Below are 23,476 nucleotides of genomic sequence, written 5' to 3' on the forward strand. Positions count from 1 at the left end.
ACTATTCGGCTAGAGCGGTGCGGATTTGATCGATCTCGGCCGCAGGAGCGTCGTTGCCCCAGCTGGAGCGGATGTAGTTGACGATGGCCTGCAGTTCCTCGGGGGAAATGTTGTTGGTTGTGCCGATCGGAGGCATGACGGCGTAACCTTCGCTGACTCGCCCGTCGTATCCGTTCATCACGATGGATACGATTTTCGATGGGTCTTCCTCGAGCACGATGGGGCTGCCTGCGAGCGGGGGGAAGGCTCCGGCGAGGCCTTTCCCGGTAGGTTGGTGGCAGGCTTGGCAGTGCTTTTGGTAGGAACGCGCTCCGTCGAATTGGGGGGTGCTGGAAGCCTCGCCGTCGGATGCGGACGAGGCTGGAAGCGGCGTGGGCTCCGGGGCGAACGCTTCCGTCAAGCTGCCGTCGGGCAAAGGAACTTGCTTGAGGGAAAGCAGGTAGGCCACGAGCTGGAGCGCTTCCTCGGTCGCGACGATTTTGCCGCTTCCCCGCCTGTAGCTGTCCGGTACTGGTACTACCTTTTGTCCCTCTGCGGGCATATCCGTATTTTGGAACATCCAAGGGTATGCGGGCATGACGGACTCTGGAACGACGGCTCGCGGATTGTAGAGATGGAGGAGGTGCCAATCCACGCTAGGTTGGCGAGTGCCCACGTCGGTAAGGTCCGGGCCGGTGCGTTCGGTTCCCATCAGGGTGGCTGTATTGCGCCAGAGGTCAGTTCTTTGGGAGCGGGCGTAGTCGGCTGCGATACTGGGTCGGCTGCCCCAGCTGGCGTCCATGGGAATATCGCGCACTTGCTGGGTGTGGCAGGCGACGCATCCGTTTGCGATGTAGAGTTCCTTGCCCGCCTGTTCGTCGCTCGAGAGCGGCTCGCTGCCGGGCAGAGGCTCGTTGATGGCTTCGTTTCTCAAGGCGGGAGCGATGGCCACGAAGTAGGTGAGTCCGAGAAAAAGGGCTATGGCGGTTCCAAACAGCTTACGATGGTCTTCGTAGTATTTCATCTTGCTACTTGTTGAGTTGTAGGTCGCGGCTGGCGGGGCTGGTTTTGTTTGCGATGAGCATTCGGTACACGTTGTAGGCGAAGACGAAATGCGACAGCCACATGAGGGTACCGCCGATCGCTCGCCAGAGCCAGTAGGGGGCCATGAGGGTGACGCTTTCGATGAAGGCGCTGTCGCTTTTCCACGCGAGTCCCCGCTCGGTGCCCCCGATCATGAGCGGCACGGCGTAGAAAAACAGGCCGATCAGGGCCATCCAGAAGTGGGCCCCGACGGTAGCTTGAGGCGGCTCCTGCCCATGGATCCGAGGGCCGATCGAATAGATTCCGGCCCAAAGGAAGAAGGCGATGATGCCGTACATTGTGAGATGGGAATGGGCCACCGTGAAGTCGGTGAAGTGCCAGATTTCGTTGGTGGTACGGAAGGCTTCGGCGGTACCCTGGAAGGAGCCAGTGAAGTAGAAGACGATGCCGACGAGGAAGAAGGGCAAGGTGTAGCTGCCGCCGACCTTGTGGAAGCTGCCGCGAAAGGTGAGCAGGAAGTTGGCGCTGCCGGCGGCTACGGGGATGATCATGCCGACGCTGCCGAAGATGGCTACGGTCTGCAGCCACCAGGGGATCGAGCTGAAGACGAAGTGGTGCGTCCCGATGAGGGTGTAGAAAATGATCTGGGTCCAGAAAGCGAGGATCCCCAGGCTGTAGGAGAAGATCGGAGTATTGAGCTGCTGGGGCAGGAAGTAGTAGGTCAAGCCCAGCAGGAACATCATGAACCACATGCCGACGCCTTGGTGCATGTAGTAGCCTTGCACGATGGTTTCGCCGAGTCCTTGTTGCCAGAAGGGCAGGTAGGCGACCAGCACGATCGTCACGAGAAACATGAGAGCGGCGACCATGTACCAGTTTGATATATAGATGTCGGCGGTCGATCGCTTGGCGATGGTCGCTATGAAGTTTATCAGGGCCAGAACGATGCCTGCGGCGAACAGCGCCATGACGGGCCAGGTGTACTCGCGGTATTCGCCGCCGCCGTTGTTGATGCCTGCCATGAGGGCAATGCTGCCGATGGCGACGGCTAGGTTGACGAGGGCGAAGGTAATCCACGCGAAACGGAAACTGTGCAGCTTAGCGTTGCTCACCACGCTGGTCACGTAGTACCCGAGGCCGAGCATGGCCAAGGAAGACCAGCCCCAGAACACCGCGTTGGTGTGCACCGGTCGAAGCCGTCCGAAACTCAGCCAGCTGACTTGGTCGATGTCGGGAGCGACGAATTTGACGCCGAGGTATTCGCCCACTGTCGTTCCAAAGAGAAGCCAGGCGGTGGCGGCGATGATGTGCCAGGCCACCAGCCTGCCGAGCTGCGGTTCGATCTTGGGGCGGGGCAGGCCGACCTTCTTGGAAGGCAGGTAGTGGATCTTTCCGCTCTGGTCGACGTTGCCGATCAAACCGCCAGTCGGCGCGGATCGCGGAGAGTCGGACGAACGCTCGAACTCGGTCCGATTTCGCGGACGCGCTTGAGAGTAGGCGATAGCGACTGCTGCCAAGATAGCGAGGCTCAGCAAGGCCACCGTAATCCAGATTCCCGGTTCGGTCCAGAGCGAAGCCAGGACGGAAATTAGAAGGTTGAAGTGCATGGTTGAAATAACGTAATACGATATAAGTAGTTGGCGTTACGCCATCTGGAGATCCGGGCGAACTTTGGGCCGTTCAGGCCTTTGGCGGGTAAGGGAAGCCGATGCCGTAGGTTTCGGAAAGGTAGATCCCGATTTCCCTTAGGTCGTTGGTGAAGTAGTGTCCACCAGCGTTTTGGAGTTGGGCGGCGGAGTTGGCGGAAGTGGAGCCAGGCGCGAGCACGAGCACGGGGCAACCTTGGTTGTCGGCGCCGATGAGGTCAACGATGCTGGGACGTGGACGCTGGAACGGCACGTAGCAAATCTCGACCTTCGATTCTAGTTGCGGATAATATTTGAAAAGCCCGAGGATCTCCGCGCAGCCGGGGCAGTAGAAATTTTGGTTTGGTTCGCCGTCCGCGAAATCGGCTTGGATGATAAAGAGTTTGTCGTGCTGCATGGTTTCCCTCCGTCCGTTTGTCGTTTGCGAAACGCTGGCTTGTCCCAGCGTTATTCGATCGTAGTGAGGCGAACCGAAAATAAACTGGATGTAAATGTCCAAATAAAAAAATTCTGTTCAGTTGGTGAAGAGTTGGGTGAAGGCGTGTTCGGTGATCATGGCGGCGACGGGGTTCTTGACGCGGCGCTCGTCGGTGATGGCGTAGAAGTCGCTGCCGCACTCCTCGACCTTGGCGATGACCTTGAGTCCGTAGTGCTTGAGGGCGGCTTGGTCGACTGCGGTGTGCACGGTGGTGAAGCCGAGGTCGCCCGCGGCGGCCACTTCCATGAGGGTGGAATACTCGAACTCGCCTATGGAGAGGGGGCGAGTTTAATGTAGGTCGAACCAGGTCTCGAGCACCCAGCAGATGGCCATGTTTTCGTTCTGCGGGAGGACTGGTGCGTCGTGAAGAGGTTGGTGACTGTTTTTTTTGGGGGGGGGCGAGCTTGGGGTTGTCGCAGAAGGTGATCCCAGAGTGGCCAAGGCGATGGTTGAGTATATTAAATTAATGGATACTGTTAGCAGGCGCGTGCAGCGAGCACAAGATCAAGTTAGTGGGCATGTAGCTGGTTGATTGGGTCCGAGTGTTCTCTTCGGCTGGGCGGCGAAGGCTGACGGTTTTTACGGCGGTCCAAAAGTAGGGCAGGTGGTAGTTGGAAAGATCCATAGACTTTTGTAAGGGATAGGAAAAAGCTAAGAGAACGTTCGATAGATAGTCATAGACAAAGTGATGGCGGCGGCGTATGATTCGGGCCGTTTGAGATGAACACAATGGGTAATATCACAGTTTGCGAGCCGTTCGCTGGGGCCTATGGGAGGCGGACGGTGGAGTGCCGTGGGGCGGACAGGGGTCCGACCTCAGGCGCTTCGCTTGTGATGGCACGAAAATTTCCGCCGTCGCTCGGACGGGCAAGGGGCTACGTGGCTTTGCTGGATGCGGTCGCCTTGCGGATTCCGGGGTATGGGAGCGACGAGAGTCTGAATGACCTGCTTCCGGAAGCGAGCTTGCTATTGCTTGCCCTTACGGAAGTGAAGCTGCCGCGGAAGGAACTCACCTAAGCCTCTAGCGCTTTCTTCCGGGGCGAAGCAGTTTCGAGCAGCTTTCGTTGCTTGCGAATGGTCGCAGCACATCCGCGTGAAAGGGCTTATTGCTAGATCGGACGACCGCGTGGTTTGGGCGCGTAACTGAATTGTATATTTTTAACTGATTAATGAAACGCTATGAATAATGAAAGGATAAGGATTGAGGGGTACGGAGTACGCGTATCCAGCCTATTGATACGGTTTGTGGAAAGGCGCAGCGCTTCTCTTTTTTCGAAGAATCGAAACCTCGCTCAATTGACCATCGAGATCTTCAGCAAGAGCGCGCTTCCGAACCGACCGGATCTTCGGGTTCGCGGCATCGCTTCTTGGAAGGATAGGGAAATTGAAGTCTTCGGCAGCGGAATGACTGCTTACCTTGGCCTCGCTTCCATGTTGGACAAGCTCGACGAGGCCTTGAGGGAGGCCCGTTGGGAGGACGATTTCAGAGCGAGCCGGCTCGTTGACGCAATGCGTGCTGTTTTGCCCGTGAAAGTATTCTCGCGTCCTGCGCTCGCTGGAGTTCGTTGAACTACTAGGGCAAGATGGAGAGGAAGCCCGTCCCATGGTTCGCGCAGGGCGAAGAGACGAGAACGACGTAGGAAGCCAGCTTGATCCGCCATGGTTGGCTGGCTTCTGTCATGTGAAAAAAAAGTCACCGGTCCTCGGCGAGGACCGGTGACCCTTTTAATACGGAAAAACATTAAACTTAATAATGTTATAAAGAAATGAAACAAAACCCTAGTATATACCTATCAAAAAGTGATCACGAAGCGTTGTCCTTGTTGCTGCGAGCTATCAAGCATCCGCAGGGGACGGCTTTGAAGCTGAAGGAGGAGATTTCGCGCGCGATCGTGTTGGGAGACTCTCAAGTGCCTATGGATTCGGTAGGGCTCAACAGCTCGGTCCACCTTGAGGATTTGGATTTGAACGAAGTGGAGACGTACGAGTTGACGATGCCAAGTCGGGCCAACCCGGACTTCAATCGCGTGTCGATTCTCGCTCCGTTAGGAGTCGCTTTGCTTGGGGTACGCGCAGGCGAAGACTTTATGTGGAGCACGCCAGGCGGGCTTAGGCGCTTGCGAGTGGTGAGCGTTACTCGGGAGTCGAAGTCGAGCAAGGTGCACGGGCCTTACTGCTTGACCTCGTAGAACAATCTAGGAGGGCACACGGCGATGAAGAAAATACAATACGGACGCACGAACTTGCGGGTTTCTCAACTTTGCCTCGGCACGGGACGGATCGGTTTCTTGAGTGATCGAGCCTCTGCTTTCGAGGTGCTCGATACCTTTGTCGAGCAGGGGGGGAACTTTATCCAGTCGACCTCGCACGCGTACCTTCCGTCGTGGGAGTGCAATCCCGAACAATCAGAATCGCTGGTTGGCGATTGGCTGAACGCGAACTTGAATTACAGGGAAGAGCTTGTAGTCAGCGCGCGAATACGGTGCCCGCAAGGCGCCAGTGGCCTCGAGCTCGAGCACTCTATAAGGTCGCAGATTGAGCTTTCCCTCAAACGTTTGGGAGCACGCTACTTGGACATCGTGCTCTTGGATTGGTCGACTGGCTTTTTTCCAACTTACGAAGTGATGTCAGTGCTGGAACGCCTCTCCGACCGGGGGCTGTTGCGGTACGTGGGCTCGATTGGTTTTCCGTGTTGGAGAATCGCCGAATGGCTGGGCAGGGGAGCCCAGCCCTCGCGTATGAGGCTTGAGTCCGCCCACTTGGACGGACCTTTCACGCAATGTTGCTTGGAGGAACTGACTCGTGAACATCGCGTATCGCTGGTCGTGCGCTGGCCCTTTACGGATGGTTATGAGCCGCTCTTCAGCACCGCCCGTCAGGATTTTGGCAAGACCTCTTTCCAATTGGGTTTGGCCTGGCTTTTTTCGAAGGAGAGCATCTGTTCTGTCCAGTTCAGTCCCAAGGTGAAGTCGCAGCTGGATTCCGCGATCGAGGCATCCCGGGCCAGCCTGAGTTCCGAGGAGCTTTCGCGAATAGAGGCAGCCTATATGAATTGCGCTTTGCCTCCTCACTGTCCGATGTCCGGCGAGTTTATAATAGGCGAAGAAAGCGCAGCGGAAGCTCTGAACGGAGGCAGGCTGAGCGTTAACTAGGGAGTCGTTTTCAAAACCCAAAGTTGGTTCTCGTTCCTAAAAGGATATTGACATCCAATTAGAAAATGGGAGGCTGGTCTTAATGAGGACAAAAAGGTCCTATTACAGAGTCTATTGCGTTATGAGTCACGTACCCAATGTATTTTCGCCGGAAGGCACACCGTTAATTGACCGTACGGTCGGGGAGCTTGTTGCGGAACGCCCGGGGCGTTCGCGTGTTTTCCAAGGCCTCGGGATGGACTTTTGCTGCCAAGGCAACAAGACGCTGGCGCAGGCTTGCGAGAAGAAGGGCTTGAAGCCGGAGTTTGTCGCTCAATTGCTCGAGGAAGAGGGGAAGCAGAAGGCAAGCGAAGGAAGCAACCCTGCAAGCCTGCCGCCCGCGGAGCTTTGCAACTACATCGTGTCGACGCACCACCAGTTCTTGAGGGACGAGTTGCCGCGTCTGTTTGCCATGTCGCAGCGCGTGGCCCACGTGCACGGAGGGCATACGCCCTCGCTTGTGGAGGTGTTCGAAGTGTTTATGGGTCTGGCCAAGGAATTGGAGGACCACATGGGTAAGGAGGAAAAGGTGCTTTTCCCAGCGGTGGCGAAACTGGCAGCGGGAGAGGGCGCTGGACTTGATTCCCTGGATGGTCCGATCGAGTGCATGTTGCACGAGCATGACGACGCGGGGGCTGCCTTGGCCAAGCTGAGAGAGCTGACCAACGGTTTCACGCCCCCGCCGGAAGCCTGCAATACCTACCGCGCCTTGTTCGCTGGGCTAGCTGATTTGGAGGAGGACATGCACAAGCATATCCATCTGGAGAATTCGGTGCTCTTCCCGCAGGCCCTGCAAATGGCGGGCTAGCGATTTGAAATAGCGCAAAAATCCGGCAAGTTTCCGTTCGATGAATCTCTACGGTCTACTCATCGTTCTGCATCTGCTGGGAGCAAGCGTATGGGTGGGCGGGCACTTGGTGCTCGCCTGTTCTGTATTGCCGAAGGCGCTACGAACGCGCGATGCTGACGCAGTGCGTCGCTACGAGGCGGGCTACGAGCGAGTCGGCATCCCCGCCTTGATTGTGCAAGTGATCACGGGGATTTGGCTCTCCTACATGAAGTTGCCGGATGCCAGCATGTGGTTCGATTTTTCGAATCCGGTCGGCCGCCTGATCGGCATCAAGCTGATTCTGCTGGCTGCGACCATTGGCTTGGCGATAGACGCTCGCTTGAGAATAATCCCCAAGCTGAATAACGACAATCTGGTTTCTCTGGCGTGGCACATCGTCCCTGTGACCTTGGTTGCCGTGCTGTTCTTGGTCGTGGGCGCCTCTTTCCGAATCGGTTGGCTGTATTGAGGGGTGAATACGAGGAATCGCGTCTTCGGTGCCGATTTTTTTCCTCCTGAATTTAAGGCTGCAGCTTGCGGCAAGCCGCGTTGCCGGACAAGAAAATGATTCAGGCGTTGCGGCGTGCATCGAGCGGCAGCCCTACGATTGGTCCAACGCGGTGGAAGTCGCAACCAAGGGTTTCCTGTCATGCGACGCTCGACGTGTCGCTAGTTGAGGCTGGAGCGGGGAAGCAGGACCTTGTCTTCTGCAAGAATCTGCTCGTGGAGGTTGTCGGCGAGCTCGTCGAGTAGTCGATGGAAGCGGTGTGCGTCGGCGGTACCAGCGACTTCGGCAAGGTGGTTGGCGAGGGATTGGAGGTCGCTCAGCGACTCTTGCAAGGATTGGTGCTGGTATCGCAGGCGGTTGGATGTGGCTTTGTCGACGCATGGCGTATCCAATGCGTGGATGCCTTCACCGTAGACGTCTTCTTCGAGTATGTAGTGATGCAGTAGCTCGCGCACGAAGTCTTGCAGGGCAAGGCTGATCTCGTCGAAGAGAATGAGGGCGCTGGGGTCTATGGTGTAGGGCAGGCGGATGAAGGCTTGCTGCAGGTTCGTCAATTGGTCGTTCTCTAGTAGCCGATGGGCTCGCGTGACGTGTCGCGCCACTTTTTCGAGCGAACTGGTGCGGAGTCGGCGTAGGAGCTTGTGTGCGTTTCTTTGCATGATTGCTCGTGTGGTGACGGTTCCTCAAGCTCTAGTAGCTTGCCTTTTGGGTTATGCCTGCAGTTTAACGAAACGCGAGGTACTCGACTTTGACCTAGGTCAAGGTTTAGGGCGAGATTCTGCGTTTTAGAGCAATTTCCGTTTGGTCTGACGCAGAGAATCGCGTGACAAGCACGCTCCCACATCGACTTGTGTGATGGGGTTAGCGACTGCTTAAACCGGAAATGCGCTAAGCGGAAGCCTGCTTCGGCTTGCGAGGGGCACGGAGAGGAAGGTCGATTCCGAGGGGCACTGATTTGGAGCGCGTTTTGAGCAAGTCCGCTACCAAGGTGTTTTTGAAGGCGGCTTCGACCGTTTTGACCGCGTCGTTGAGGCCGCGATGCATGGGGCAAAGGCAGGTGCCGTGCTCCTTGAGCCCGAGGGGGCAGGAGTGAATGCGTTGGATCGGGTCGACTGCGTTGATGACATCCAAGACGGTGAGCCCGTCGGGGGAGACGTTGAGACGAATGCCGCCGCCGGTGCCGCGCTGGCTCTTGGTGATGCCGGACTTGGCGAGCAGTTGGAGCACTTTTGACTGGTAGTCGAGAGGAGTGCGAGTGCCTTCCGCGATCTGCCGGGTTGTTTGGGATTCGTCGGGAGTCTGCACCAGCCAGACGACGGCTCTGAGCGCATACTCGGCAGTATCGGAAATCACTTTCATAGTTGAAGTAAGTGGATGAGAATGTCCTGTTCGGCAAGTTATACTTTCGGGAGGCGGGTTATGCCTTCGCCTCAATACGGAATGCAAGCTCCCGTCAGGGCGATAGGAAGGTAGCGAATGGTAGCGAAGAAAAGCCGCTTTGAGCTCTGCTCGCTTTTGCTACGACAGAAACGGAAGGCGGCGAGAGTGAGGTCGCTGCCAGCCAAGGTGGCAGCGATGAGCAGCGGCAGGGCGGCTAGCCCGAACCCATAGAGCACGACGGGGAGGGCGAGCAGGGCTAGCGAATAGCCAAGGGTCCAGCGGGCAGTTTTGCGGCCGTCGTCGTCGCGGGTGGAAAGCAGCCGGAAGCCGGCGTTGCGGTAGTCAGCCCGGTAGCGCCAACCGATGGCGTAGAAGTGCGGCATTTGCCAGACGAGTATAATCGAGAACAGCGAAACTCCAATGGGCGCCGTGGGATTGCCCGTGGCAGCGGTGCCGATCAGGGGTGGCAAGGCTCCTGAGAGGGCGCCGATCTCGGTGGCCCAGCGGGTGCGGCGTTTGAGGGGCGTGTATACGAAACCGTAGACCAGAATAGTGGTGAGGGCTAGGAAGGCGGAAATGGTCGAAACCATCGTGCCCAAAGTTAGGATACCGATGAATGACAAGCTGGCGCTGAACAATAGAGCTGAGCGGGGGCTGACCTGGCGGGCTGGCAGCGGACGTTGGCAAGTGCGTTCCATGCGGGCGTCGAGTTCGCGTTCGAGCCACTGGTTGAGGGACAAGGCTCCACCGGCGGAGCAGCTTACGCCGAAGAGAGTGACGCAGGCGTGCAGCAGTCCATGTCCATCGGCGGTGGCAACATAGGTGGCGATGGCGGTGAGTATGGTGAAAAAGGCGAGGCGCGGTTTGGTTAACGCGAAAAGGGCGCGTGCCGCTGCCGTCGCTTCCGCGGCGGAGCGTTTCGCTAGCGGAGCAACGGCTTGTTGAACGTAGTCGGGCTTCATGGCTCCATTGTAGGCTAGGTCGGCCTAGTTTGCTTTGATGTACATCAAGTTAAGAGCGAGCCAGGTTTCGGGCGGTTTCTTTGATGAAGATCAAGGAACTCGATCCCAGACGAGTGTAAAGTTCCGCCGTTATGAGTTCGTTGCGCGCCGATTCCGTCCCTGCATCCGTCGAATTGAAAGCTGAAGCCATGGTTCAGGCTGACTGCGGTTGCGTGAACGCGGACGCGAGGCGGTGGAGCAGCTTAGCGGTTGGGAGCCTCGTGCTGGCGGGATTGCTGTCCTTGGCTGTAGTGGTAGGGAGACTACCGTTTATATCGAACTTGATAGCGGATCCCTTGTTCTTCAAGCGTTGCCTAGTCGTACACGTGGACCTTTCGCTTTCCGTGTGGTTTTATGGGTTCATCGCGAGCCTGCTGGCGTTGCGGTTTCGCCGTGATAGCGGAATCCTTGGACGGATCGGCTTCTACGTGGCGTCGCTGGGCGTAGCGGGTATGATTGCCGGTGGTTTGGCAAAAGGAGCCGAGCCGGTGCTTTCCAACTACATACCCGTGATCGACCATCCCCTTTTCCTAGGCGGTTTGGCAGCCTTCTTCGTAGGAGTGCTGTTTTGCTTCGGCTTGGAGCTCAGCCGATCAGGTAAGAATGCCGAGGGACCGATGACGCGGTCGGCTCGCATCGGGCTGCAAGCATCTGCCCTGCTCGTGACCGCGGCGGCGGTTACATGGGTTTCGGCGGTGTCAGGCATGCCGAAGGGAGTGGACACGACCACCTTTTACGAATTCAGCATCTGGGGGGCAGGGCATGTGCTGCAGGTGGCGAATGCAGCGGCCATGATGGCGGTTTGGCTATGGGTATTGGAAAAGGCGACGGGGCAGGCTCCATTGAGTCTTAAAGGCGTTACCCTCCTATTTTCGATTTTAGCGGTTCCTCACTTTTCGCTGCCTCTGCTAACTTATCGAGGCACCATGGACACTCTTTACCATGCGGGCGCCACGCAGCTGATGCGCTGGGGCATCTTTCCGGTAATGTTGACTTTGGTAGCGATCGGATCGCGGCACCTTTGGAAACATCGCAGTGAAATAAAGTCCCCTGCGGCTAAGGCTCTGCGGGCTGGGTTCATAGCAAGCGTATCGCTATCGCTCCTCGGAGTCTGCCTAGGCCTCTGTATACGCGGATCGAATACGCTGGTGCCAGCCCATTACCATGCTTCGCTTGGTGGAGTGACCGTGGCGTTCATGACAGCAGCTTTCCTGATCGTTACTTTGGCTCGCAGAGGGGATAGCTCCGCAGACAAGATTTGGAAAAGCGCTAGGCGGCAGTTGTTCCTCTTCGCCGTCGGGCAGAGCGTCTTTGCCATCGGGTTTGGAATTGGAGGCGTCTATGGGCTGGGACGGAAAGCTTACGCCTCCGAGCAACACGTGCGTTCATTCGGAGAGTACGTGGGACTCTGGACCATGGGACTTGGCGGAATCGTGGCGATGGTGGCAGGCCTGTGGTTTTTGGCGTTGGTCCTACGTGAAATGTACGCCTGGTGGTTCGGTCGGTCCGGCCAAAACAGAATTTTCTCAATAAATCCCGTATCAGAATTATGAGCACAAAAAAAGAACCGTTCCTGAAGCGGCTAATGGACAACCCGTGGCTACTGCTCGTCCTCGGAGTTGTTATTCCGTTTCTATCCTATACCGTTTGGGGTTGGATTGAAATCCTGCTGGTAAAGCCAGCTCAACTACCGTGAGCCAGGAGGTGATGCAATGAGCCTTACAGTTCCGGAAAAAGGTTGGTACAAGGCGCCGGAAGGTGCGGAGAAGCTGTGGATCGGACTGGCCTTAGTCTGGTGCATGGTGATGAGCGTGATGATGCCGTACTGGCATTTTCGCGGAAAACAGAACAGTCGCGGCGAAGCCTACTCGGTGGAGCCGGCGGCGTTTATGGAGCGAACCATGACCTTCGTGGAGTCCGGTACGGTCGGGGATTGGAACGGTATCCCGATCGTGGAGCCACCTCCGGGCGGCGAAGCTTACCTGGCGGCTCGGATGTGGAGCTGGTATCCGGCTCTGAAACTGCGCAAAGGCGAGACCTATCGCTTGCACCTGTCGGCTCTCGATTTGAATCACGGCTTTTCCTTGCAGCCCTTGAACATGAATTTCCAGGTGCTGCCGGGCTACGACCATGTGCTGACAATTACGCCGACGTCGACCGGCGAGTTCACGATCGTGTGCAACGAGTTTTGCGGGATCGGTCACGACAAGATGATCGGCAAGATATTTGTGGAATGAGGGAGCGAAACTGTAAGGAAAATTGAATACGATGGCTACGAATTCTACATCTGAAACGCGCACTTGCGATACGACTGGCTTGCCGGTCTGTCTGACGGCGCAACTGTTTATCAAGCTCAGCGCGGTGTGCGCGGTGGTCTTTCTATTGCTCGGGGGCGTGGCGGCGATCTTGCTGGCCCTGACGCGCTGGCAGACGATCCACTTGTTGCCCGTCGACTGGTTTTACCGGATTCTGACCTTCCATGGTCTGAACATGCTGATCTTTTGGATCCTCTTTTTCGAGGTAGCGGTCCTGTACTTTGCTTGTACCGTTCCGCTGAAGGCAAAGCTGTTCTCCCGCAAGGTGGCGTGGGTCGGCTTTATCATGATGCTGGTCGGAGCGGTGATGGTCGACTACATCATTCTCAAGGGAAAAGCGGACGTCTTGATGACGAGCTATCTGCCCTTGCTGGCTCACCCGGCCTTTTATCTTGGAATTATCCTGGTAGCGGTGGGTACCTTGATCGGCGTATTTAACTTCTTCGCTACCTTGTATGTGGCGAAGAGAGACAAGACCTACGAAGGTTCCGTGCCGTTGGTGACCTTTGGAGCGACTGCTGCGGCGATCATCGCTGTGGTAACGCTGCTTCATGGCGCGATCGTGATGATTCCGACCTTCACGTTCGCCATGGGCTGGACTCCTGAGCCAGACCCCATGTGGTACCGTACCATCTGGTGGGGACTGGGGCACCAATCCCAGCAGGTGAACGTCTGCGCCATGGTGGCCATTTGGTACTTGGTCGGCTACTTGGCGACAGGGGCTAAGCCTATCAACGAAACGGTGTGTCGCGGCGCCTTTGTGCTGTACATCCTGTTCATCAATCTTGCCTCCGCCCACCACTTGCTGGTGGACCCTGCGGTGGGAGCTACCTGGAAAATCTGGAATACGTCCTATGCTATGTACTTGGCTGTATTGGCATCGATGATACACGGATTTACCGTGCCTGCTTCCGTCGAGATGGCCATGCGCTACAAGGGGTATACCAAAGGCTTGTTCGGTTGGGTGACGAAACTGCCCTGGCGCAATCCCGCGTTCTCGGCGGCGGTCCTGTCGGTGGTGATCTTCGGATTCATCGGAGGGATCACCGGGGTGACCCTCGGCACTCAGCAGATCAACATTATTGCCCACAATACCCTGCGCATCACAGGGCATTTCCACGCAACCGTGGTAGGAGGCACATCGCTCGCCTTCATGGGACTGACCTACTATGTGATCCCGCTGATCTTCCAACGCGACTTTATTGGGAAAGGCTGGGCCCGCATCCAGCCGTGGCTGTTTGGCGGAGGAATTCTGATGGTTTCCTTGGGCATGTCCTTTGCCGGTTCCTTGGGCGTCCCGCGTCGCGACTACGACATCGAGCCAGCAGGCGTGTATGGGGCTTCCTCGCACCTCTTCCTCGGGATCATGGGCGTGGGCGCAATCATCGCGGTCCTGGCGTTGCTGATTTTCGTGCTGCTTTGCGTCGGGACTTTGTTGTTCGGCAAGAAAAATGCGGGACGTCCTATCTACGATTGGGGAACCGCTGTGGCTTTGCCCGGAGCGGACGAGAGCAAGGTTGACGCCCATTGGGGTATGAAGGGCACGATCGCTCTGACGGCAGTTTTCCTGATGTGTTTCGCGGTTTACTATTTCGCGAACTGGAAAGCCTTGGCCGACGTTTGGCCCGTGCAGTAAGACCGCAAAACAATATCGAAACTTCTTGGGCCCGCTCGTTCTCGGGCGGGCCTTTTTTTCTGACTATGACGACACTTGCGATTGGAAGCCAAAGCCTGACCACGCGTAGGTTCTTTACAGATACAGGGTTTCCTCTGTTTCTGATGACCGCCACGGTGGTCTACGAGTTGTTCTTGTTGGCGATCGTTTTCGCGCCTGCCGAGTCCACGGCTTGGTGGGGCGGCTTCGCCGAGGAGTTCAAGCGTTGGTGCTTCAGCTACGACCCGCGAACGGGGGGGATGGAGTACGCATCGGTGGTGGTTATGTTGATCGAGCCGCTTTTCATCGGAGTGATTGCGGCTTTCCTGTGGAGGAAAGGGCTGGCGGGATTACGTCACCGTCGGCTTTCTCGCCTAGACCGTTGGTCCATCGCTTCGGGGGTGGGAATCGGGGCTTTGGTGATTGCGGGCTTGTTTTCAGTGGGACGTCCGGACCCGGCGGACTCGGAAGCTCTACCCTTTCCGGGGAGTCGAATTCGGGTGAGTCTCTCGCCACCGGATTTCGTCTTGGAGGACCATCGTGGAAATTCCTTCAGCTTGGATCAGGCGAAAGGCAAGGTGGTCTTGCTCACTGGCGTGTACGCGATGTGCTCTGAAACCTGTCCGGATATCCTAATGCAGACCAAGGGCGTACTGGACGCGCTGCCGGATCGCTTGCAGGACCAAGTCCAGGTGGTTGCCTTGTCGTTGAACCCTGAATACGATACGAGCAGCTTGATGGGGCGTGTGGCGGAAGGATACGGCTTTTCCTATCCGCAGTTTCGCTATCTCAACGGAGAACCCGGCATGATGGATGGTTTGCTGCAACGCTTTGGCTTCTCCCGAGCGGTTGATCCGCAGACCGGAGTGGTCAATCATGCGAGCCTTTTTCTCTTTCTGGACCGTAGCGGCAAGATCGCCCACCGGCTCGCTTTGGACGAACGTACGGAAGCATGGCTGAGCGAGGCGGTGCTGGATTTAGCGAACGAGTAGGATAGCGTTCGCTTGTTTGCTGCTGCTGCTCTTGACGAGCATCAAGGAAGTGGCGGCGTGAAGGCACTAGAATGGCTGCGATGGCCAAGGTAGATGAACAAACATTGAGCGAGAGACCGCAGGCGGGGGCCCGCGGACAAGGAATTTTGTCGAAAGTCGATGCGGCTTGGGCTTGGTTGGATGGTTTCTTGGGGCGGTGGCTGCCAGTAGAGCTGAACCCCTTGGCGCAAAGCGGGCGGGCTATCAACTTTTGCTTGCTGGTTGCTGTGGCTAGTGGGGTGCTGATGTTTATCTGGTACTCGCCCAGCGTGCAGTTCGCGTATCCGTCGCTCAAGGACATCGAGGGTCGCACGCTTGGCGGAGTGGTGCGGGGCGTGCATCGCTACAGCTCGGACATGATGATGCTGCTGCTTTTCGTGCACGCGTTTCGCATGTTCGTGGCGGGCAAGTTCTTTGGCGAACGGTGGCTCGCATGGGTGAGTGGAATTGGCTTAATGGCTCTGGTTTGGTTCATCGGCTGGACGGGCTATTGGTTGGTCTGGGATCAACCCGCCCAGCAGGTCGCGGCGGAATCGATGCGCTTCCTCGATGCCTTGCCGATTTTTGGCGAGCCCTTAGGGCGTTCGTTCCTTGCGGATGCCTTGGTGCCGAGCTTGCTGTTCTTTGTGGTGTTTTTTCTACACATGTTGCTTCCCCTAGGAATAGCGATTGGGCTAGTCGTTCATTTGTTGCGGTTGAGTCGGGTGAAGCTGCTGCCGCAATGGCCGCTGGGGCTGAGCCTGACGATTGGGCTGATTGTTGCGGCTATCGTGTATCCAGCTCCCTTGGACAGTGCGGCCGCGATGGCGGAAAAGGCGGAGGCCTTTACGGTGGACGCTTGGTACATGGCGCCCTTGGCGTTGAGCCTGCGATTGCAGAGCGCGGGACTTTGGGGCGCGATTGGAGGAGCGATCGGTCTAGGGGCTTTGGTTCCGTTGCTGTTTGGCAAGCGGAGGAAGAAAGAGAGCTACCAAGCCGTGGTGGAGGAGTCGCGCTGCCATTCCTGTTCGCAGTGCTCCCAGGACTGTCCCTATGACGCGATTACTTTGATCCCGCGTACCGACGGGAAAAACTTTCCGTCCGTCGCCTGGGTGGATCCGGCCCGCTGCGTGGGCTGCGGCGTGTGCAACGGTTCCTGCGATTCGGCTGGGGTGGGCTTGCAGTGGTTCAGCACCTTGAGCGAGGAGAAGCGAATTTTGAATACCGTGGCCCTTGCGAGAGAGAGCGGAGGAGGCGATTGGATTGCGTTCGTGGCGGGCGAAGTAGATGGCGGAATTGCCCAGTACCGGAAGCAGATTTGGGAAGAACGTCTTGCGGGCTATGAGGTTTTTGTGGTGCCGACCGCTTCTTGGGTTCGCTCCTCGCTGGTGGAACAACTGCTGAAGCGAGGAAGCAAAGGAGTGCTGGTCTTGCGCGACGGCCGGGCGGAGAGCGCCTCCCGCGACGGAGGCCAGTGGGTGGAGGATCGTCTGGAGCAACGTCGCAGTCCCGAGTTTCGGCCGAAGCGCGCTGGTGAAGGTGGCCGCTCGAAGGTATTGGACTACACTTCCGGCGATACGGAAAGAGTTGTTGGGGCTGCTGCTGCGTTTCGAGGCGGTTCGGAGTCGGCCGCAGGAAGGCGTAGGCCTTCTTTCTTTGCGGGCGCCCTTGCCTTGATCGTATTGATGCTTGGGATACTTGCAGCAGCCGTGGGGCCGAGCCATCTGAGGGTGACGAATCCCGCTTCGCCGGAGCCGGAATTCGTATTTTCCTTCAAGGCGTTTGGAGCCTACGAGGAAGTGGAAGCCTTGTCGGAGGAGGAGCAAGAAAAGTTGCCCATCCACATGCGAGGACGCTCTGCAGCTAAGCCCAAACGTGGGGATGTGCTAGTGACGCTAAGCTTGGATGGAGAGGATTTGGGGCAGCGACGTTTTGCGGCGAAGGGCGTATCTAGCGACGGTCCTGCGATGGGGCAGTGGCGTTTGCCTGTGGCACCGGGCCAGCGCCAAGTGCGGGTGGAAGTAACTCGAGGTGGCGAGGAGCCGCTGCTCGCCTGGGAAGGGACGTTTTCCGCGAGAGAGCGGCATGTATCCGTTTTGACTTACGAAAAGGGAGAAGGGTTTGTCTTTCACGCAAAAGAGGATGATTATGAAAAGAATGATGGATGAGCGAGATACAGAAGTAGAGCGGCTTGATGTGCGTCCTTTGTTGGCCCAAGGAGGATCGCCCCTGGGGGTGATCCTCGATGCGGTGCAGCAACTCGGCGCGGGGAAGAGCCTGCTGGTGGTGGCGCCTTTTGAGCCCTTTCCCCTGTACCAGTTGCTTGCGGAGCAGGGGTATGGCTACGAGACGAAGATGGCGGACGACGGAAGTTGGGAGATATTGTTTTCGCCAGTTTCTGGTTGAGTTCCAATTGGACCTATCTGTTGAGTTTCCCCAAGCTGGTGGAAGCTGTCCCTCCAGAATGAGCAATTATAGAGGGACGACCTCCGTGTCGCCAGCTTTGCACGTACGGATGGATCGGAGATCGATTTGGATCTGCGGGTGACTCGATTAATTAAGAGAAAAGAGCCCTAGAACTCGGTTTCGAGTCGTAGCCAGGTGGTGCGGCCGGGTTCGTTAACGCGGAATGTTTGCAGGTAGCCGGCTATTTGGGTGCCGTTGCGGGTGATGTGCTCGGCGTAGGTGATGTCGAAGAGGTTGTCTATGCCGCCTGCGAGACTCCAGTTTTCGGATACGCGATAGCTGGCGTGCAGGGAGTGCACGTCGAAACCCTCGGAGGGGCCGACGTCTTGCCCGGCGATATTTCCTTGGTTGAGGGCGAATCGGTCTTGGCTCGAGGTTAGACGTGAGAGCCAACCGGCGGACCAGTTTTGGCGGCGGATACCAGTTTCGAGCTTTAACTCGAGCGGGGAGATCTGTGCGAGAGCGCTGTAGTCGGTGTCGTTGGTGCCGCGGGTGTAGGCGAGGGCTCCGCCGAGGTACCAGCCTTTGTCGTTTTGGTAGCGGGCTTCGAATTCGCCTCCGTAGGTGGTGGCCTCGATGTTGCGGGCTACGGTTGCCATGCGAGACAAGGAGGAGCCCATCATCATCTTTGGATACCTCGATTGGATTAGGATGAAGTCGTCGTGCTCGGCGTAGAAGAGCGAGGCGGTGAGTGTGGTGTCGCCGTAGGTGGCGAGGTAACCGAGATCGATCTGGGTGAGTCTTTCTGGCTTTGTATCGAAAGCGCTGATACTTGTGGCGCCTTCCTTCGAGACAAGTTCCCAGTAGTCGGGGAAACGCTCGGAGCGCCCGATGCCGATTGAGGCTTTGGCTCCGTTTTGGTTCAGATCGCGCTCGAATCGGAGGTATCCGCTGGCGAGGGTGTCGGAGCGTTTTTGCTTCGCGGTGGGATTGGCTATCATGGAGTGGGCACCCATGCCGACCTGAACTGTGGATCGGAGGTCCGTGGCGGTCCAGCGGTCGAGGCGAGTGCCGAAGGCGAGGGTGTTGTTCTCGCCGAGGTGGTAGTTGAATTCTGCGAAGGTGCCGACTTGTTCGAATTCAGCGTCATCTTTGTAAGGAAGCGACGAATACGAGTCGACGGCCATGCCCATGGCGTTGCGGGTGCGGTGTTTGTTGTATTGGGTATCGAGGCCGACGAGGGCGTCGAGGTCTTGCCAGCGATCGAACACGGCTGTGACGGAGGCCCCGTTGGTGAGTCGCTCGGGGTTGGACACCATGGGCATGGACATCATCATGCTTGGGGTAAACTCCCGCAGGCTGTAGTTGTCCATGACGTGGTCGGCTACATTGTGGTAGGCGATGGCTTCGATGGATCGTAGGGTTCCGTTTAGTTGGTCGGCTTGGTAGCGCAGGGTGAAGGTTTCGCGATCGTAGGCGTCGCCGTCCATGCCACGGTCTGCGTAGGCGGCTTGGGCGTCGGAAAGGCCGTAGGAGAGTTCTAGGGCCGCATTTTCGGATGGCGTCCAACCGAGGGTGGCTTGGGTGTTCCAGCGTTGGTAGGCGGAGTTGACGCGGTTGCCGGAGCCGTCGGTGTAGTCGTCCGCCTCGGCCCAGGAGCCTTGTAGCCGGGCATAGAGGGATTCGTTTCCTGTGAGGGCGTTTAGGGAAGCGTCGCGTCGACCGTGTCCGGCGTAGACGAGTTGGGTTACTAGCTGCGTATCCGAAGTCGTGAGACGGGTGGGAGCTCGTTCGAAGAGAATGGAGCCGGCGCTGGCTCCCGGGCCATGCTGTACGCTTTGGGGTCCTTTGAGTATGGTGACTTGGTCGAAGGAGGAAGGGAAGACGTAGGCGGTGGGCGGGTCCATACGGTTGCCGCAACCTCCGAGGGTAGAAACGCCGTCGACGACTACGTTGAGGCGGGAGCCTGCCATGCCTCTGAAGGTCGGGTCGCCGTTGGCGCCGCCTTTGCGTGATACGTTGATGCCGGCTACGTGGCGGAGGGCGTCCGCACCGTCGTTGGCGGGGAGCGGCTGGATGGCTACTGTCGGATCGAAGCGGGTGGTGTAGGTGTTGAGGGCTTCGGTGGTGGTGACGACCAAGGGATCGAGATCGACGGTCTTTGTTGTCGAAGCGTTTTGGGCTGTGGCCGCGTTTAAGTAAGTGATGGAGGCCGCTAGGGTAGCGGCGGTAATTGGAAAGTGTTTCATGGTGGATTTTTATCCGGTTTGTGTAGGCTCGCGCGTGGCAGATCTTTTTGATCGGTGCGACAGGTACAACTGCCGTGCACGTTCGCGAGCGACTTCGAGATTTGAGGAGTGAGTCCGAACAGCTCGGACGGGCGAGCTTTAGTGGGATCGGTTGCTTTGCGTATCAAAACATGGATACGTTACGTTTCAGCACTCGAGCAATAGCTCGAACTTTCCAAAACGTATCAAACTAGCAGATACGCGATTTGGGAGGCGGTGGCTCTATTTCTCGAATAAGCGCCTGTGGTATCCTGCTAAGCGGGATCCGTTGGCAATGGAAAGTTGATGGGGGAGGTGCGACGAGAATGGTTTCTTGAGTCGGGGGCAACAAGACGATGTTGCAATGGGATAGAATGCGATCTGGAGTTTCGTCGGCTTCTTCCCTGAGTTCCATGGACACTATGCAGAGGTCGCAGGGGTCGTTGCCGGACAAGGTACGCTCGATCGCTTCGATGGGGGAAAGGGTCTGCTGGTAGCCTGCGTACATACTCGCCCACGCGACGCCTTGGATGGTGGCGATGTGGAAGCCGGTGCTCAGCAGCAAGCAAGCAGCGGCGACGAGTATTTGCAGTTTGTGGAGCAGGTTTTCGATTGGAGTTAGGGCTTCGTAAAGGGAAGTAAAGCTTGTATAGCTTAAATCAAGAGCACTGAGCTTTTTTTCGTTCCGGGTAGGGTGCCAGTAGCGTCTGAATAAGCTCTGCGGCAGAGTAGGTGGATTTGCCTGCGGGGACGAAGGTGTGGATGCGATCGGCGTCGCGGCCAGTGGTAAGGAGGGCAGGCTCGGTTTTGGACTTATGAATCTGGGGAAGCCCGATGGTGGACAGGAGGCCGTTGCAGACGCACTTGCGGCCCTTGGTTTCCTCGAGCGTTCCGCCTTTGGCGACGTAGTCTTTCACCGGTTCGCCGGGGCATCGGTAGCCCAGGGAGCCATCTTCGCGACGGTAGGCGGACCGCAAGTAGCCGAGGTCGCAGACCCGGTTTCGCACGGCGTAGACTTCCGGTTCGGAAACGCTGCCTTCCATTTGGAGGACCTTGAAGGGGAAACCGGTGGGGGACGCGAGTGGGTCGGTAAAGACTTCGATGGCGCCGCGCCGGCTTTTATCGAGGACTCTTGCTTTTATTTCGGGGGCGATGCCGGATTCCTCGCAATAGGCGAAGGCGGTGCCGACCTGGATGCCGACAGCACCGAGCTCCTTGGCCTCGGCGAGTTTGCCGGGTCGACCGAAAGAACCTGCGAGCCAGAAGGGAAGCCCGAGTTGGCGGATTTGCTCTAGATTCGGAGTATCGCGAGGTCCGTATAGAGGTTCGCCGTTTGTATCCAGGTTTAGGGGACCGCGAGGCGGCGCGTTGTGGCCTCCGGCTTCAACGCCTTCGATGACGAAGCCGTTGATCTCGCCCTCGGATCGTTTGGCAAGCGTTTTGGCGAGGATGTCGGAGGAGACCACTGCGAGGAAAGCCGGGCGTTTGAGAGGAGCCTCGGGAATGTCGTACTTTGCTGGGTCGAGCGTGGCGTAGAAAGGTTCGTCGGGCAGCGCGCCTTGAACGTCGATCTTGAGTTGAGCGGGTTCACGTATAGCGAATTGGTCGAGCACGCGAGGAATGGAGCGCGGTATGCCTGCTCCCATGAGAATGTAGTCCACCCCTGCGAGCATGGCCCCAAAGAGCGAGGGCAAGGTTGGGATTTGGACCTTTTCGAGGAGGTTGAGTCCGACGAAGCCGTCGTGTCCGCGCTTGGCGAGATGCACCTCCACGAAGTTGGCAGCGATCGTAAGTTCGCTCGCAAAGCGGTGTGCCAGATTGGGAAGTGGGTTGGAACTAAAGCTGTCGCCGCTGGGCTTTCCTCGCGGATTGAAATAGCGTTCTATGACCTTGTGGGCGATTTCGGTGATTGGGAAGGCGGACAGCGCTTCCCGCATGAGGCCGCTTGGATCTCCCAGCTGTAGTCGGCGAGCGAGGACAGTGGGGAGGGCGGTTCCCGAAACCACGCCGAGTTGTCCGGCTTGGGAAACGGCTCTGGCGAGAGACCAGTTGGAGACGCCGACGCCCATGCCTCCTTGGATGATGGAGGGGAGAAAGGTCGTTTCGTGCATTGGATCTTCTGGATGGGCGACGGCGATTGGCAATAGGGCTATTTGACGGTGAGCGTGCCCTTCATGATGGCGTAGTGGCCAGGGAAGGAGCAGATAAACGGGTAGGGGCCGGGAGCGCTTGGAGCCTTGAAGGTGAGGGTGTCTGACTCGCCGGCTCCGAGCATCTTTGTGTGCGCGATGACCTCGCTAGCTCCGGCAGGAATGTACTCGGGCGCGTGGCTGGAGGCTTTCATACCGAAGGCGTTGATGGCGGCGTTGTCCATGGGTTGAAGGAGAACCCAGTTGTGAGCCATGCTTTGCTTGGGCATGCGGCCGATATTGGAAAGCTGGATACGGATCTCTTCGCCGGGAGCCGCCTCGATGGAAGTGACGCTGAATTGCATGGAGTCGTTTGCGGTGATGGCGATGGTGCGTACTCCGTCGTCGCTCGGCGGTGGCGCGGCGTTTTGCTTGCTGGCGTCGTTGCCACAGGCTCCGAGAAAAAGAGCGAATGATGCGAGTAGTGAAGTGATCGTGATGCGTTTCATGTGGGCATCAGAATAACCGCGATCGCCTCGCGATTCCTTGATGTCGATCAAGGCGTAGCGGAATTATATCGATTAGTATGGAGGCATGAACGCCTTTCAGCTGTTTGTAAAACTGAGAAGATGGATGCTGGCTTGGCTCGCCTTAGGATGTTTGGGGCCCGTCCTTTTGGCGGGCAGCGAGCACGTTTTCGAGGTGAGAGGGATTGTTAGAGGCCCAGTTACCGAAGGAACCTTGCTGGTGGAGCACCAAGACATTCCCGGCCTCATGCCGGCGATGACGATGCCGTTCTACCTTGGAGAGGGAGAACCGAAGGTAAGCCTAGCCTTGGGCGACGAGGTACGTTTTCAGTTTGTAGTGGGAGAAGGAAGCTCTCGGGCGGAGCGATTCGAGGTATTGGACGCGGCTAGGCGAAGTGGGAAAAGCGGTGCGATTGGGAAGACGTTTGGCTCTGGGTCCCGAGAAGGCAGTTTGCTGCCTGCCTTTCGTTTGTTGGACGAGAGCGGTCGCTCCATTCGGGATTTCGACTTAGAGGGGCGCTATACGGTTGTAACCTTTATTTTCACCCGTTGCCCGGTTCCGGAGTTTTGCCCCTTGTTGTCGAGCAAGTTCGCGCGGCTGCAGGGCTTGATCTTGCACAATCCAGAGTTCCAAAAACTGGATACGGAGGTAACGCTATTGAGCGTGAGTTTGGATCCGGAGTGGGACCGGCCTAATGTCTTGGCTGACTACGGGCGGCGAGTGGGGGCGAATCCCGACATTTGGCGCTTCGCGACAGGGGAGTCGAGTGAGGTGGCTCGACTGGCGACTTTCGCTGGCTTGAGCTATTCCGGCGAGGGAGTAGCGATCAGTCACGACTTGAGAACCCTGCTGGTTGGACCAGAGGGACGCTTGCTCGAGGTTTGGCCTGGAAACCGCTGGAAGCCAGAAAAGGTGCTGGAGGCGATCCAAGCGCGCAAGGCAAGCGAGTAAGGAACTTGGTTCCGCAGCTTAGGTTTAAGGGAAAGAGTGTCCATTCGGTGGGCGCTCTTTCTCGTGCTTATCGCAGAGCGGTTTTTATCCAGAAGGAGAAGCGGCGAACGATCCAAAAACGTGATCGCAAAACCTGCGCTAATAAAAGTCGTTAGGAGTT

23 protein-coding genes are annotated in these 23,476 nt (G+C 57.5%); 12 read left to right on the forward strand and 11 right to left on the reverse strand.

The genetic code is table 11. The features are described 5' to 3' along the window. Position 1: 1 nt before the first annotated feature. The 5 genes from QEH57_RS16380 to QEH57_RS16400 all read right to left on the reverse strand — a co-directional run bounded on the left by QEH57_RS16380 (position 2) and on the right by QEH57_RS16400 (position 3,772). Complete coding sequence (locus QEH57_RS16380; RefSeq protein ID WP_309007845.1) at positions 2–1,003, reverse strand: cbb3-type cytochrome c oxidase subunit II; 1,002 nt, start codon at positions 1,001–1,003, stop codon at positions 2–4. Between the two features lie 4 nt (positions 1,004–1,007). Next, complete coding sequence (locus QEH57_RS16385; RefSeq protein WP_309007846.1) at positions 1,008–2,630, reverse strand: cbb3-type cytochrome c oxidase subunit I; 1,623 nt, start codon at positions 2,628–2,630, stop codon at positions 1,008–1,010. Between the two features lie 73 nt (positions 2,631–2,703). Further along, positions 2,704–3,066, reverse strand: a complete 363-nt coding sequence (locus QEH57_RS16390) for a DUF3088 family protein (RefSeq protein ID WP_309007847.1) — start codon at positions 3,064–3,066, stop codon at positions 2,704–2,706. Between the two features lie 117 nt (positions 3,067–3,183). Continuing rightward, positions 3,184–3,393 (reverse strand): hypothetical protein, encoded by a 210-nt coding sequence (locus tag QEH57_RS16395; RefSeq protein ID WP_309007848.1) that lies wholly within the window; start codon positions 3,391–3,393, stop codon positions 3,184–3,186. A gap of 217 nt (positions 3,394–3,610) precedes the next feature. Continuing rightward, positions 3,611–3,772: a hypothetical protein gene (locus QEH57_RS16400; protein ID WP_309007849.1), complete on the reverse strand. Its 162-nt coding sequence runs from the start codon at positions 3,770–3,772 to the stop codon at positions 3,611–3,613. A gap of 209 nt (positions 3,773–3,981) precedes the next feature. Between QEH57_RS16400 and QEH57_RS16405 the strand changes: the two genes are divergently transcribed. The 5 genes from QEH57_RS16405 to QEH57_RS16425 all read left to right on the forward strand — a co-directional run bounded on the left by QEH57_RS16405 (position 3,982) and on the right by QEH57_RS16425 (position 7,636). Continuing rightward, positions 3,982–4,164, forward strand: coding sequence for a hypothetical protein (locus QEH57_RS16405; RefSeq protein ID WP_309007850.1), 183 nt, complete (start codon positions 3,982–3,984; stop codon positions 4,162–4,164). A 749-nt stretch (positions 4,165–4,913) separates the two neighbouring features. Continuing rightward, positions 4,914–5,336, forward strand: coding sequence for a GreA/GreB family elongation factor (locus QEH57_RS16410; protein ID WP_309007851.1), 423 nt, complete (start codon positions 4,914–4,916; stop codon positions 5,334–5,336). Between the two features lie 24 nt (positions 5,337–5,360). Next, a complete protein-coding gene (locus QEH57_RS16415) occupies positions 5,361–6,299 on the forward strand; it encodes an aldo/keto reductase (RefSeq protein ID WP_309007852.1) in 939 nt (312 codons plus the stop codon). Positions 6,300–6,420: 121 nt separating this feature from the next. Continuing rightward, positions 6,421–7,146, forward strand: a complete 726-nt coding sequence (gene ric, locus QEH57_RS16420) for an iron-sulfur cluster repair di-iron protein (RefSeq protein ID WP_309007853.1) — start codon at positions 6,421–6,423, stop codon at positions 7,144–7,146. A gap of 40 nt (positions 7,147–7,186) precedes the next feature. Beyond that, positions 7,187–7,636: a CopD family protein gene (locus QEH57_RS16425; RefSeq protein WP_309007854.1), complete on the forward strand. Its 450-nt coding sequence runs from the start codon at positions 7,187–7,189 to the stop codon at positions 7,634–7,636. A 200-nt stretch (positions 7,637–7,836) separates the two neighbouring features. On the opposite strand, the gene QEH57_RS16430 is transcribed toward QEH57_RS16425, so the two are convergent. The 3 genes from QEH57_RS16430 to cyoE all read right to left on the reverse strand — a co-directional run bounded on the left by QEH57_RS16430 (position 7,837) and on the right by cyoE (position 10,017). Further along, positions 7,837–8,334, reverse strand: coding sequence for a hemerythrin domain-containing protein (locus QEH57_RS16430; protein ID WP_309007855.1), 498 nt, complete (start codon positions 8,332–8,334; stop codon positions 7,837–7,839). Positions 8,335–8,563: 229 nt separating this feature from the next. Further along, the gene (locus QEH57_RS16435) at positions 8,564–9,034 is read right to left on the reverse strand and encodes an Rrf2 family transcriptional regulator (protein WP_309007856.1); all 471 of its coding nucleotides are present in this window, start codon (positions 9,032–9,034) and stop codon (positions 8,564–8,566) included. Between the two features lie 71 nt (positions 9,035–9,105). Further along, on the reverse strand, positions 9,106–10,017 hold the full coding sequence (gene cyoE, locus QEH57_RS16440; RefSeq protein WP_309007857.1) for a heme o synthase: 912 nt from the start codon (positions 10,015–10,017) through the stop codon (positions 9,106–9,108). A 131-nt stretch (positions 10,018–10,148) separates the two neighbouring features. On the opposite strand from cyoE, the gene QEH57_RS16445 reads away from it, so the two are divergent. The 6 genes from QEH57_RS16445 (at position 10,149) to QEH57_RS16470 (ending at position 17,441) form a co-directional block, all read left to right on the forward strand. Further along, positions 10,149–11,609, forward strand: coding sequence for a hypothetical protein (locus QEH57_RS16445; protein ID WP_309007858.1), 1,461 nt, complete (start codon positions 10,149–10,151; stop codon positions 11,607–11,609). A gap of 159 nt (positions 11,610–11,768) precedes the next feature. Next, positions 11,769–12,293 (forward strand): hypothetical protein, encoded by a 525-nt coding sequence (locus tag QEH57_RS16450; RefSeq protein WP_309007859.1) that lies wholly within the window; start codon positions 11,769–11,771, stop codon positions 12,291–12,293. A 31-nt stretch (positions 12,294–12,324) separates the two neighbouring features. Next, complete coding sequence (locus QEH57_RS16455; RefSeq protein WP_309007860.1) at positions 12,325–14,007, forward strand: cbb3-type cytochrome c oxidase subunit I; 1,683 nt, start codon at positions 12,325–12,327, stop codon at positions 14,005–14,007. Between the two features lie 65 nt (positions 14,008–14,072). After that, positions 14,073–15,017 (forward strand): SCO family protein, encoded by a 945-nt coding sequence (locus tag QEH57_RS16460; RefSeq protein WP_309007861.1) that lies wholly within the window; start codon positions 14,073–14,075, stop codon positions 15,015–15,017. Positions 15,018–15,121: 104 nt separating this feature from the next. Further along, positions 15,122–17,203, forward strand: a complete 2,082-nt coding sequence (locus tag QEH57_RS16465) for a cytochrome b N-terminal domain-containing protein (protein ID WP_309007862.1) — start codon at positions 15,122–15,124, stop codon at positions 17,201–17,203. Further along, positions 17,184–17,441 carry a DUF2249 domain-containing protein gene (locus QEH57_RS16470; RefSeq protein ID WP_309007863.1) on the forward strand — a complete coding sequence of 86 codons (258 nt, stop codon included), beginning with the start codon at positions 17,184–17,186 and terminating at the stop codon, positions 17,439–17,441. Before QEH57_RS16465 ends, QEH57_RS16470 begins: the two co-directional genes overlap by 20 nt. 167 nt (positions 17,442–17,608) lie before the next feature. Here the strand turns inward: QEH57_RS16470 and QEH57_RS16475 are convergent, their stop codons facing one another. The 3 genes from QEH57_RS16475 to azu all read right to left on the reverse strand — a co-directional run bounded on the left by QEH57_RS16475 (position 17,609) and on the right by azu (position 22,346). Further along, on the reverse strand, positions 17,609–19,690 hold the full coding sequence (locus QEH57_RS16475) for a TonB-dependent copper receptor (protein ID WP_309007864.1): 2,082 nt from the start codon (positions 19,688–19,690) through the stop codon (positions 17,609–17,611). A gap of 677 nt (positions 19,691–20,367) precedes the next feature. Then, complete coding sequence (locus QEH57_RS16480) at positions 20,368–21,819, reverse strand: nitronate monooxygenase (protein WP_309007865.1); 1,452 nt, start codon at positions 21,817–21,819, stop codon at positions 20,368–20,370. A 38-nt stretch (positions 21,820–21,857) separates the two neighbouring features. After that, entirely contained in the window at positions 21,858–22,346 is a 489-nt protein-coding gene (gene azu / locus QEH57_RS16485; protein WP_309007866.1) for an azurin, read from the reverse strand. Positions 22,347–22,431: 85 nt separating this feature from the next. Here azu and QEH57_RS16490 point away from each other — a divergent pair, with 85 nt between their 5' ends. Further along, positions 22,432–23,316 carry an SCO family protein gene (locus QEH57_RS16490; protein WP_309007867.1) on the forward strand — a complete coding sequence of 295 codons (885 nt, stop codon included), beginning with the start codon at positions 22,432–22,434 and terminating at the stop codon, positions 23,314–23,316. Positions 23,317–23,476 lie beyond the last annotated feature (160 nt).

The organism is Pelagicoccus sp. SDUM812005, assembly GCF_031127875.1.
Lineage (GTDB): Bacteria > Verrucomicrobiota > Verrucomicrobiia > Opitutales > Opitutaceae > Pelagicoccus.